Source organism: Bacillus mycoides (genome assembly GCF_000832605.1).
In the GTDB taxonomy this organism is placed as follows: Bacteria; Bacillota; Bacilli; order Bacillales; family Bacillaceae_G; genus Bacillus_A; species Bacillus_A mycoides.
Map to the genome: position 1 here is coordinate 3,186,848 of NZ_CP009692.1, position 12,331 is coordinate 3,199,178.

Genomic DNA, 12,331 nt, shown 5'->3' on the forward strand with positions numbered 1-12,331 from the left:
ATACATTCGTCCCTTGTTTAACAACGTTGTGAACGGTAATACTAAATAATATTGAACTTTTACAACAAGGGATGATAATATGATATTCATTTACACAGATTTCGGTGGAACGCATACAACCTCGCTAGCTGCAGCTTATCATTTGAATAAATTACCAACGGATCGGAAGTTAACGAAAGAAGAAATTTTAAATGTAGAGTACTTTAATAAACTGAAAACAGAAGATATGGGGAAAATTATTTTTCATGGACAAGATGAATATGGGAATCCAGTATATACAATTGGATGCGGGGCATCAAAGGTCGTTGTACCTGCCATGAAGCATTTAGGAGAGATTCTGCAAAAACATTATCAAAACAATGATAAGATTATTTTTTCTAATACATCACCAACAGTTCCATTGCCAATGACTTTAGGCGGTTTGTTTTCTAGAAGATTTCATATTGATTTTATTGGTGTACCGTTACTCGTATGGGGAGCAAAAATTTGCTGTGATAACATCCAGCGGCTTGTCAGTTATACGAAAGAAGCGGGGCAAATGACGAATGATTATGTTGTTATTTTAGATAACGAAACATTTAAGTAATGTAATGTTAAAAGAAGGCCGGAAAATTTTGTGGTTTTCTTTTTTTTTGATAAATAGACAAAAAACATTCACATTTATTATACATCTACTATAGCCAAAATAATAAAGTCCTGTTACTATTACAGGGGATATTCTCTTTTCGTAAGATAAATATATAGAAAAGTCAGAAAAGAGGAACAGAATAAGGGAGGAACAACATGAAGCGTGTTGCTTGGTTTACTGATAGTACAACTGCGAGTTTTACAACAGATGGTGATAACTTTGTTATCCCAATTGAAGTTATTATTGATGGAGTGTCTTATAAGGATTGTGAAGAAGGAGTTCATAAACGTCTTTATGAAGCGTTAAATGATGGAAGAACCGTTACTACTTCGCAACCTAACATAGGGGAAATGGTAGAATTATTTACTAAATGCAAAGAAGAATATGAAGAAGGCTTTGCAGTTGCTATTAGCGGAAAAGTAAGTGGGACCTATCAAAATATGAAGTTAGCTGCTGATATGGCAGGTTTCCCTTTAACTGTATTAGATAGTGAAACGACAAGTTATCCAATGGATGAACTTCTGAGAAAAGCTAAAACGTTATACAATGATGGTATGACTTTACAAGATATACATAAAACATTAGTAGATGAAAAAAGAAGGCCTTTTTATGTATTTCCAAAAAGCTTAAAAGGTTTATATGCAAGTGGTCGAGTAAAGGGAGTTCAATTTTTACTTGGAAGTTTATTAAGTGTCAACTTAATCTTAGAAGTAAAAGGCGGAGAACTTTTACTTGAAAAGAAAGTGCGTAAAATCCAAAAATGTAGAGAATACATTAAAAATGAGCTTGAAAAAGAATTACCAAAAGTACTTCATATGTTCTATGCTAACGATAAAGATGGAGCTGAAGAATGGATTTCAGATATTAAACAAGCATTCCCTGAAATGGATTTCAAGCTTTATCCATTGCCAATTTCATTTGCTGTACATGCAGGTGAAGGTACAATAGCAATTAGTTATTAAGAGAAAAACCCGTGAATAATTCGCGGGTTTTTTATTTTTTTCTACAACAAATATGAAGTATCCATTGAATCTACCCCATACTAGATAATTATGTATAGATAAAAGGATTTCCTACTATTAGAAAAGAAGTATTTATAAACAAATACTAAAATGGTAGTGATATTATGAAAATCGGTAAATTTGGAGAAAAAAATAATTTAAGTATAGATGCGATTAGACATTATATGGATCTCGGGCTAATTATCCCCGAAAAGAAGGGTGGCCATTATTTATTTGATGAGTATTGTCAAAAAGATGTAGAGCTTATATTAGAGTACAAATGGCTAGGATTTAGTTTGAATGAAATTAAAGAACTTTTTCTTTATAAAAGTTTAGCAAAATCTATAAATTATGAAAAAGATACTTTTTACCAATCTTTATTTAAATTGAAATATGAAAAGGTAGAACATGAAATAAAAAATTTAAAGGAAAGAAGAGATAAATTAAAGGCAGCGTTAAATGATTTATCTATAACAACTCAGATTTCTAATTCAATTTTAGGGATAGATTTAAGGGTACTTAATTTTCTTACATGTTTTAAGTGTAGCGGGAATTTAATTCTTCAAGATGGAATTATTAATAGCAATCAAATTACGGAGGGGAAATTAACTTGTAATTGCGGCGAAGAGTATGTTATTAATTCAGGGATTTTAACAGCAGGTAAATCGTTTGAAACGTCTGACAGGGCTTCTTTTGAAGATCCTATTTCAAATTATATCCATGAAACTGATTCTTCTTATTTGGAGAATATACATAGAGTAGGAGAATGGGCGAAAAAGAAACTAAAACAACTAGATTTAAATGACAAGGTAATACTTGATATAGGATCAGGTCTTGGATTCTTTTTACGAAATATTTATGAAGAGCTGCCAGAGGATTGCTTATATATTGCTGTTGATCGAGATTTGAATAAACTTCTATTTTTAAAAGATGTAATTGAAAGAAGAAATTCCAAAAGAAACATTCTTTTTATTTGCGCTGATTTTTTAAGTATACCTATTCAGAATCATTCTGTTGATATTGTAATTGATCAGTCTGGTACAAGTAATTACAGTTTTGAGCATGAAAATTTTTTATTACATGAATTAAATTCCCTTTTAAAACCTGATTGTTATTTATTAAGTTCATTTATTTTATTTAAAAATTTCAGCATAAATAGCCAAATTACAACTAGATTTCGAGATAATTTTACGTCTTCAAAAGTGAAGAGAGAAATCCAAAAGCTACAGTTTAATTCCATAGATGAAAGAACTTCAGAATATATAGAACGAGGAGGAAAATACGAGGATTTCTTTGTTCAAGGAGAAGAAATTTATACATATTCATTTTTCGGAAAAAGATGGGGTTAACCCCATCTTTTTTAATTTTTCTTTTAAAAGTTTTTAATACTAGCATATTGATATTGGGTTGACCCGAGAACTTACACTATACGTAATACAAAGTTAAGTGGGAGGGAAAAGTTATGGAGAGTTTACGAATACATTTACAAAATGAAAAAAGCAATCAAGAACTAAGAAATATTTGTCTCTATGTAATTGGGAAAACAGTATCAATATTTGGTAGCTCTATTTATAGTTTTGCATTAGGATTATATGTTTTACAAATAACCGGATCAGCATTAAATTTCGCAATTACACTCATTTTAGGAACGATTCCAATGATTGTTATGAATCCATTTGCCGGCGTAATCGCAGATAAGGTTGATAAAAAGAAGCTGGTTATTTGTATGGATCTACTAAATGGATGCTTATTAATTGCTGTTTATATAGTAAGCAGCAATTATGGATTAAACTTATTCATCATTTATGCTACTACCTTTCTTATGTCGGTATTTACAACATTCTTCGGAATAGGATTAGAAGCCGCAAAACCAAATATCGTCTCTAAAGAGAAGCTAATGAGTATTAACTCTATAAGTAAAATTATCGATTCTGTATCTTTGATTCTCGGTCCTATGTTAGGTGGCATCATTTTTGCTGTATTAGATATAAAAACTTTTATAATTATAAATGGTATTTCATTTATTCTTTCGGGCATATCCATATTGTTTATTCACTTTAAATTGTTCGAGTACAACATAAAAGATGGATGTTCAAAAAGAGAAATTAATTTTATTAAAGATATAAAAGAGGGGTTTTCTTACTTAATTGAAAGGGAAAGCTTAAAAAATACGTTTCGTATTTTAACTGTACTTAATTTCTTCCTAGGTTTTGCTGTAATCGTCCCATTACCATACATAATAAACACAGTTCTCAATCTTAGTTCGAAGCAATTTGGCATGATTCATGGGACTTTTCCAGTAGGAATGATAGTTGGTGCAATATTAGTAAAAAAGATAACTGATCGTTTTTCTTATTCCTATCTTTTAAAAAAATCAAGTTTTATGTTGGCAATTTTTATGATAATTTCAGGGATTCCAATTTCATTCAAAAGTATTGAAGTAGATAATTTTGTATACGTTACTACGTATTGCATTATTATGTTCTTTTTAGGGCTAATGATAGCACTAATTGATATTCCTTTAACTTATTTCATGCAAAAAGAGATTCCCGATGAATATAGGGGAAGAGTGCTCAGTATTGGATTAAGTATAGGTAAAATGATGCAGCCAATAGCACTAGCATTATCGGGTCTATTATTAAATTATATTCCAGCCTACATGCTTCCAATTGCAGGAGGGATAGTATTTCTTATTTTAAATAAAGCTTACTCAAATAAGTTGAATTTAGAAATTCATTCAAAAGATTATAGTGTTTTGCGTAGCTAAGTGATATTGTTAAATGTTTAAAAAGCACAGGAACATCATCCTGTGCTTTTCTATCGTAATTCAGCTGTCTTTCTAATGACAATCTTATCAATATCATCTTCTTCTTCACCAATAAATAACCCGCGCTCTTTTAAATATGTTTCAAAGTATAAATCTGCTTCTGCACGTTCATCATATGGCTTTACAGATAGAACGAAACCTAATTTATTTTGCTCCTCTAAATGAGAAGTGGAGATGTAAGCCGGTACATTGTGGCGTAAAAAGAGCTCTTTAACAGGAATGATCATATCTTTCATTAACTTCGTTAACATACCCATTTCAAACTCAAAATTAAAGCGATCTATACTAGATAAATCCGCGAATACTACACCAATAAAACCTGTATTAAATACTTCTTGATATTCTACTTCTTCGTTACCGTAAAAATTCTTTTCGATTAAATAATTTATAAAGTAAGCAACGCCATCACTTTGTTCAAACGGTTTTGTTGAAAGAACAAAGCCGATTTTCTTTTGTTTATGTAAATACACACATGACATGTGTGCGGATATATTATGTTCTTTAAATAATGCACTCGTTGCCCCAGATAGACCATCTAGTACGTGATGAACAATTTGAAGTTTTTTACGAGCGAAATAATAGGATTTCTTTTGTAACTCCAATGTATCAATAAAGACAGAGCCGATAAAGCCTGTATTTGAAATAATAGGTGTTTGCTTTTTTCTTCCTCTGCGCTTTGCTTGAGTCATTGTTGAAATCATCCCTTCATGTACAAATAAATTAAAAGAACGTTTGTTCGTATATTTATATTTTACTATTAAAACGCACTAAAGTAAAGGGTTTTTGACGAAAAAACAATAAAAAAGACACCTATAAAAGGTGCCTTAAACGTTGCAGGGAAGAGGTTTCATCCCATTATTTATATTAAGATACAGATACAATCTCTTCTGTATCTTCTACATCTAAATGACAGTCCATAGTACGAACATCTTGATCTTCATGACTTCCGAAATAAATAGTAATTTTCATATGTATCGCTCCTTTATTCTAGGAATACCTAAAATAATTACTAGTAATGTTAATATTTATTATATACCACTTTTTTCATTCCGACAACGTTATATCATTTTTAATTCTTTTAGGGCGCAAAGAGTGATTTATAGAGATATTTTTATAGAAATAGGTACATTTCTTATATGATATATTTAATACTGAAGGATTCGAATACGAATTTTTATGAAAGGAGCAAAATGAATGAATTATAAACAGTTACTAATAGACAATTTTACATATAAAACCTCATATATTGCGCGGCAGGTAAATGGAATGGATGTAAAAGAAACGAAGGATTACATTACTGTCGACTGCGGATTACCTGCAGATACATTTAATATTATCACACTACTAAATAGTAATGTAACGGAAGGAATCGAGAAATTATATAAGGAGGTAGAATACTATAATCAAAAGAAATTTCCAATGAGTGTTTGGTTTTGGGATGATAAGCAAGAACAGACTATAAAAAGCGAATTAATCAAACTTGGTTTAAAAGAAGCTGAAAAGAATATCGCGATGGTAGCAGAATTAAAAACAATTCATCCAAGAATAAACATGCCAGTAGGTTTTACGATACAAAAAGCATCTTCTTCAGGACAAATCAAAAAGTTTGGAGAAACGTTAGCTAATCTATTTGGTACATCAGAGGAAGGTAAAAATGTACAAGCATACTATAATCAAATTTCTTCTTTAAGTTTATGGAATAGCGATAACATGAAACTATACTTAGGTCTTTATAAAGGTGAGGTAGTATCTGTTGGCTCTTTAGTATGTACGAAAGATAGTGTCGGTATTTATGATATAGCGACTAAAGAAGAAATGAGAGGACAAGGATTCGGCTCTACTATGTTTAATTTCTTGCTGCAAGAAGCTGAACAACTAAAAAATACGTATTGCGTATTACAAGCTTCACCTGATGGAATAAATATTTATAAAAAATCCGGCTTTCAAGTTGTAGGACAAATGACTGTTTTTGAAAATCGGCATTTATTTGAGTAAATCATCCAAGTCAAATTGTTTTAAATATAGGAGTTAACATACCGTTATGAAAAAAACAACTATAATTACAATCATTTGTTTCTTCATAGTAATAAGCATCTTTGTTTTTCAACAAGTAAATGAACATAATTATATAAAAGCTACTAATCAATCAAATCATATAAAAAACATTGCGCATAGAGGTGCTTCTGCATATGCACCAGAACATACAATAGTTGCTTATACATTAGGACAACAATTAAAAGGTGACTATATAGAAATAGATCTCCAAATGACAAAAGATGGACATTTAATAGCTATGCATGATGAAACATTAAACCGTACAACAAACGGTGCGGGCTTAGTAAAAGAGCATACATTAGAAGAAATAAAGAAACTAAATGCAGGATCTTTTTTCAATAAAAAGCATTCTAATTTAGCAAAGAAAGAATTTGAAGATGCTACAGTTCCAACAATAGAAGAAATTATTGAAACGTTTGGACATAATGCTAACTATTATATCGAAACAAAATCGCCAGATAAATATCCTGGAATGGAAGAAAAACTATTAGAAATTATTAATCATTACCAAATAAATGATAAAGTTATTATTCAATCATTTAGTGAAGAAAGTCTGCGAAAGATTCATAATTTAAATGCCAATATACCGCTAGTACAATTATTATCACATAAAAAAGCAGTTCAATTAACAGAATCAGAAATAGAAAAGTATAAAACATACTGCATAGGTCTTGGTATGAATTACAAATATATTGATGCAACCTACGTAAAAAAAATAAAGAATTATGGATTAGAAGTTCATCCATTTACAGTAGATAATGAAAAAGATATGAAAAAGTTACTAGTATGGGGTGTAGACGGCATGTTTACTAATTATCCGGATCGTTTACATTCAATATTGGATTTGAAAAATCATAAATAAATAGAATTACCCGATAGGAAATGATGTACGGCTGTTTTCCTGATGGCAACATAATTGAATACATTGAGCCGAAGTTTAAATAACTATGCAAAAGAGAAAACAAAAAGAATCCAATAAAAATATTGGATTCTTTTTATTTAGTTCTATGCACCCATCGTGAAACAATAGGATAATGAAATTCTTTATTTTGTAATTCATATAAAATCCCTTTAAGTGGTCCTAAAATTACGGCGGCTAAAAGTATTATATATAGTGGAATTGTTCCAAAAATAACAAATAAGGAATTTGTACTCAAGTCAATGTGTAATAAGGAAAGCATGATCGTACGGATTACTACGAAGTTCCAAAGAAATACAGCGAGCCATACTCCAAATTGGAAAAGGGCTGATTCTAGATTCATCTCTTTTATACTTTGTGATTTGAAAACGAAATAAAGTATGAGCGGTATAAAGAAAAGTGTATTACCAAAGAGGAAAAAGGCCAAGAAAGATAATAAAGTAATTGCATGTATCACTAGTTTAATGTTTTTATCTTGTGATAGTATCATTAAAATCCTCCTATATTTAATTTAGATGGTAAAAAACAATATAACCCATTATATCATAGGAAACATGAAATCTAAATAATCATACTATTCTCTGTATTGAGCATAATTTTTCATAAGATTACTCAGAAAGTAATCAAAATGCAACTAATTTTCCCTCTGTTTTTTATATTTTTTTGATACACTGGCTACGAGAGGAATGCCAATTAAGGTAGGTAAAAACCAAAACCATATAGGCGGCAGTAAATTAATAATTGGAATATGAATTCCGACGTTTACTAAAAGTGCGGTTACGGCACCGATATAGGAGCCTAACATACCTCTAATATGGTGATGAACCCAATTTTTCCAACGCTTTTTTCCTGCAAGATAGCCATAAATCGCAAATGAATAAGAGAAAATTGCTACATAAAATAAATATGCGATTTTATCCCAGTTTATAATGGACAATATAATTGCAGTAAGAGTTATTACAACGTAAGATGCATGATATATTTCTCCCCATTCTGTATGTTTCCCTTTCTTTTTTTGAGCAAGCATCGCTACAATTCCCGTAATTAAACATATGGTTCCAAATAATATGTGAATGGTCAAAAGGATATTGAAAATGCTCATATTAATTTCTCCTTTTTATTCTTATAGTATTGCAGTATAGGAGAAAAGTTGAATAATATTGTTAGTTCGACTTAATATATTGAAATAAGGGTATCCGCTAAAGATTGACGGTGATTCTTATGAAGAACTCATTTTATTAGGAAACGAAATGCGATTGTGGTAAATAAGATATAACAAAAATCCTCTTTACATTAAAGAGGATTTTTGTTATTCCATCAACCCACGGATCAATTCACTTAATATATAAATTCCTCGATTGATTTCTTCAGGGGAAGCATATCCATACGATAAACGTATATATTGATCTGATTCTTCTTCATAAATACGTCCTGGATTTAAAAGAATGCCCTTCGATAATGCTTCTGAAAATAGTTTTTTCATCGAAATGTTAGGCACTACCCTTAGCCATATAAAAAATCCACCTCTAGGAATATCCCATGTAGTAATGTCAGCACAGTACATATTTAATGCTTGTATCATTATTTGTCTTCGTTCTTTTAGATGAATCCTTACATTGGCTACGTGCTCCTCATAAAAACCTCTACTCAACCATTCTGCAGCAACTCTTTGAGATAAAGAACTTGACCCATAGTCAGTTTGCATTTTTATGTCTGATAATCTCTCAATAACAGGCTCTGGTCCGATAATCCAACCAATCCTAAGTCCTGGGCTAAGTGTTTTAGATAGACTACCGATATATAAAACATGTCCATATTTATCCATCGACTTTAAAGGAGGGGGCGGTAGTTCATCCATCCATAACTCACGGTAAATATCATCTTCAATGATAGGCAATTGTTCTTTTTCGCATATTCTTAGTATTTCTTTTCGTCGATTCTTGGACATTAATACACCCGTCGGATTTTGAAAACAAGGAATCGAATATAAAATTTTTTTCTTTTGACTATAATTAATTCTTCTTAACAAATCATTAGGGATAATTCCATGTTGATCCATCTGTATTCCAGAAAGGTGAATATTAGCCGATTGAAATACGTGAAGAGAATATAAGTAAGAAGGTCGTTCAAGTAAAACAGTTGACTCTCTATGTAAAAGACCGATTGATATTAATTGTAATGCCTGTAATGCACCAGAGACTATTAATATAGAGCTTGGTGATGTATTTATTCCAAATGATTTTACATAATTACTTATTGCTTCACGTAAAGGGAGATATCCTTTTTGTTCTTCATATCCGAAATAATCTAGTTCCTCACATACGTTACGCATAATGAATTGCATAGTTTCTAACGGGAAAAGATGAGGTGCAAGTTCTCCTTTACTAAGATGAATCAATTTTTTATTTGCTTCTGCTTCATTTATTTCTCGTACCATTAACTTGCTTGGTTTATGAATACCAGCCTTTACATATTCACTCCAATCGGGCGGGGGATTGGTGGCTAATAATGACCATGTATTATTCGTTACAATTGTTCCTGACCCGATTTTCCCTTGAATTAAGCCATCTGCCATAAGTTCTTCTAGTGCAATTATTACAGTACTACGATTTACATGAAATAATTTCGCTAACTGCCGCTGGCTAGGAACCTTACTTCCAATCGGCCATTCTCCGTATTCAATTTTTTCTTTCATATAGTCTATTATCTGCCGATATTTAGGCAGTTTTTTATCAGTAGACATATTAAAAACTCCCTCATTCATTTTAAAAATGCAAAGTGGTTGGTTTTTTCGAGGATTAACTGGTTGAAGACATTGTATCAACTATTAAATATGATGAAAAGAAATAATTGGTAATTAGAAAATGGCTGGTTTATTGGAGAGGGAGAGAATATATGCATAATAAAAAATGGGATTTTCGTATTGTATGTGCTCACGCTTTTACGATTCTTATATGGGGAACAGCTTTTCCAGGAATTCGGATGGGGCTTGAAGCTTACACCCCTGAACACCTTACTTTGCTACGATTATTAATCGCTTCTTTGATTCTTTTTCTGTTTTCACTTATATACAAGTTACGTTTACCTGATTTAAAAGATATTCCAGTAATTTTTATATTTGGTGCTCTTGGATTTACAATTTATCATATTGCACTGAACTACGGTGAAAAGAGTGTGAATGCTGGACCTGCTAGTTTAATTGTATCAGTAACACCTATATTAACGGCAATTCTTGCTTCTGTTTTTTTGAATGAAAGAATGAAATTAAATGGTTGGATCGGTGGTGTAATTAGTTTTGTAGGAATTGCTTTTTTATCGTTAAGTCAAGGAGATTCCATTCAATTGAATAGTGGGGGATTACTAATATTATTGGCGGCAATTTCAGAAAGTCTATTTTTCGTTTTTCAAAGGCCATACTTAAAAAAGTACGGTTTCTTGCCATTTACAATATATACAATTTGGTCTGGTACTGTATTTATGCTTATTTTTTTGCCAGGGATTTATCAAGAAATCGTAACAGCTCCTATAGAAATTACTTTGAGTGTTATATATTTAGGTGTGTTCCCGACAGTACTGCCGTATATTGCATTAGCATATATTACATCCCATGCCAGTGCTTCTGAGGCAACAAGTTCTCTATATTTAACACCAGTAACTGCATGTATTATCGCTTGGATATGGTTAGGTGAGGTGCCAACCTTTGTTTCGATAATTGGAGGGGGAATTACTATACTTGGAGTTGTGATTGCTCATTTAACATTTAATAAAGATGATTATAAGCAAATTGAGAGTGAAAAGGTATGGTAAGACATCCCTACGAGTATTTGCAATTTTATCTGCAAAAGAACTAGCATAATGCTAGTTCTTTTTTATCAATACATTACTCACCATTAATATTTGCTTAGAACTGTATAGATTTAATTTTTTTCCACATATACATAATTATCTTACCTATGAAAGGAGTGCATTTCTTGGAGAAGGTTTTATTTTTTGGAGACCCAGGTATTGATGATTCGTTTGCAATTATGTATGGCTTACTGCATCCTGAAATTGAAATTGTTGGTATCGTAACTGGATATGGAAATGTTGAACATATACATGCCGCTCATAATGCCGCATATATTTTACAGTTAGCAAACAGACAAGATATTCCTGTAATTAGCGGTGCAACAGGCCCACTTACAAATGAAATTACAACGTATTACCCTGAAATCCATGGACCAGAAGGATTAGGGCCCATCCATGTACCGGAAAGTGTGTTATCTATTCCTATATACAATTTCGGTAGTATTGCTGCGATTCTTGTAAAGTATGGAGAAGATTTAACAATTGTCGATGTAGGAAGATCTACCTCGTTAGCGATTGCTTTTAATTTATGGAACGAATTGATGTTAAATATAAAAGGAATTTATTTTATGGGTGGTGTCTTTTTAGAAGCAGGGAATGTTACTCCATTAGCAGAGGCAAACGTGTACGGAGATCCTATAGCAAGTCAAATTGTATTTCAGCAAGCGAAAAATATAACGTTATTCCCTTTAAATGTAACAAATAAAACGGTTTTAACCCCAAGTGTATTTACTTACATTTTAGTTAATACACAAAATCCATTTAAGTCGATTATGAAACCCATGTACGATTATTATTTATCAGCATACCAAAAACTCAATCCATCTATTGAAGGGCCATTATTACACGATGTACTTGCTATAAGCGGTTTAGTGAATCCTACATTTTTAAATTATACATCCCGAAAAGTGACTGTGGATATATGTGGCGAAACGAAGGGACAAACTTTTGCTGATTTTCGCCCACACTCTAAATCTGAAGGGGCGCGTATAGCGTTACAATTAGATGAGGAAAAATTTATTCAGGATTTTATGAAAATCATGTTATAAGTTGAT

General features: G+C 31.5%; 12 protein-coding genes. 8 read left to right on the forward strand and 4 right to left on the reverse strand.

The genetic code is table 11. The features are described from left to right. The first annotated feature begins 79 nt into the window (after positions 1 to 79). From BG05_RS18385 to BG05_RS18400, 4 genes are all read left to right on the forward strand, one after another. Entirely contained in the window at positions 80 to 586 is a 507-nt protein-coding gene (locus tag BG05_RS18385) for a DUF3189 family protein (protein ID WP_003189561.1), read from the forward strand. Positions 587 to 783: 197 nt separating this feature from the next. Continuing rightward, positions 784 to 1,590, forward strand: coding sequence for a DegV family protein (locus BG05_RS18390; protein WP_002127627.1), 807 nt, complete (start codon positions 784 to 786; stop codon positions 1,588 to 1,590). Between the two features lie 164 nt (positions 1,591 to 1,754). Then, positions 1,755 to 2,978 carry a methyltransferase domain-containing protein gene (locus tag BG05_RS18395; protein ID WP_003189564.1) on the forward strand — a complete coding sequence of 408 codons (1,224 nt, stop codon included), beginning with the start codon at positions 1,755 to 1,757 and terminating at the stop codon, positions 2,976 to 2,978. 113 nt (positions 2,979 to 3,091) lie between these two features. Then, positions 3,092 to 4,396 carry an MFS transporter gene (locus BG05_RS18400; RefSeq protein WP_002168282.1) on the forward strand — a complete coding sequence of 435 codons (1,305 nt, stop codon included), beginning with the start codon at positions 3,092 to 3,094 and terminating at the stop codon, positions 4,394 to 4,396. A gap of 50 nt (positions 4,397 to 4,446) precedes the next feature. On the opposite strand, the gene BG05_RS18405 is transcribed toward BG05_RS18400, so the two are convergent. Continuing rightward, positions 4,447 to 5,145 (reverse strand): hypothetical protein, encoded by a 699-nt coding sequence (locus BG05_RS18405; RefSeq protein WP_002168283.1) that lies wholly within the window; start codon positions 5,143 to 5,145, stop codon positions 4,447 to 4,449. A 505-nt stretch (positions 5,146 to 5,650) separates the two neighbouring features. Here BG05_RS18405 and BG05_RS18410 point away from each other — a divergent pair. Both BG05_RS18410 and BG05_RS18415 read left to right on the forward strand, forming a co-directional pair. Then, positions 5,651 to 6,451 (forward strand): GNAT family N-acetyltransferase, encoded by an 801-nt coding sequence (locus BG05_RS18410; protein ID WP_002127623.1) that lies wholly within the window; start codon positions 5,651 to 5,653, stop codon positions 6,449 to 6,451. Between the two features lie 46 nt (positions 6,452 to 6,497). Further along, positions 6,498 to 7,373, forward strand: coding sequence for a glycerophosphodiester phosphodiesterase (locus BG05_RS18415; RefSeq protein ID WP_003189570.1), 876 nt, complete (start codon positions 6,498 to 6,500; stop codon positions 7,371 to 7,373). Positions 7,374 to 7,506: 133 nt separating this feature from the next. Here BG05_RS18415 and BG05_RS18420 read toward each other — a convergent pair whose 3' ends face one another. From BG05_RS18420 to pdxR, 3 genes are all read right to left on the reverse strand, one after another. After that, complete coding sequence (locus BG05_RS18420; RefSeq protein WP_002141962.1) at positions 7,507 to 7,920, reverse strand: magnetosome magnetite crystal formation protein family; 414 nt, start codon at positions 7,918 to 7,920, stop codon at positions 7,507 to 7,509. A 144-nt stretch (positions 7,921 to 8,064) separates the two neighbouring features. Next, entirely contained in the window at positions 8,065 to 8,532 is a 468-nt protein-coding gene (locus tag BG05_RS18425; RefSeq protein ID WP_016120287.1) for a hypothetical protein, read from the reverse strand. A 207-nt stretch (positions 8,533 to 8,739) separates the two neighbouring features. Further along, the gene (pdxR, locus tag BG05_RS18430) at positions 8,740 to 10,173 is read right to left on the reverse strand and encodes a MocR-like pyridoxine biosynthesis transcription factor PdxR (protein ID WP_033734010.1); all 1,434 of its coding nucleotides are present in this window, start codon (positions 10,171 to 10,173) and stop codon (positions 8,740 to 8,742) included. A gap of 152 nt (positions 10,174 to 10,325) precedes the next feature. Here pdxR and BG05_RS18435 point away from each other — a divergent pair, with 152 nt between their 5' ends. After that, the gene (locus BG05_RS18435) at positions 10,326 to 11,237 is read left to right on the forward strand and encodes a DMT family transporter (RefSeq protein ID WP_002185732.1); all 912 of its coding nucleotides are present in this window, start codon (positions 10,326 to 10,328) and stop codon (positions 11,235 to 11,237) included. A gap of 164 nt (positions 11,238 to 11,401) precedes the next feature. Next, complete coding sequence (locus BG05_RS18440) at positions 11,402 to 12,325, forward strand: nucleoside hydrolase (RefSeq protein WP_002127616.1); 924 nt, start codon at positions 11,402 to 11,404, stop codon at positions 12,323 to 12,325. Positions 12,326 to 12,331: the final 6 nt, after the last annotated feature.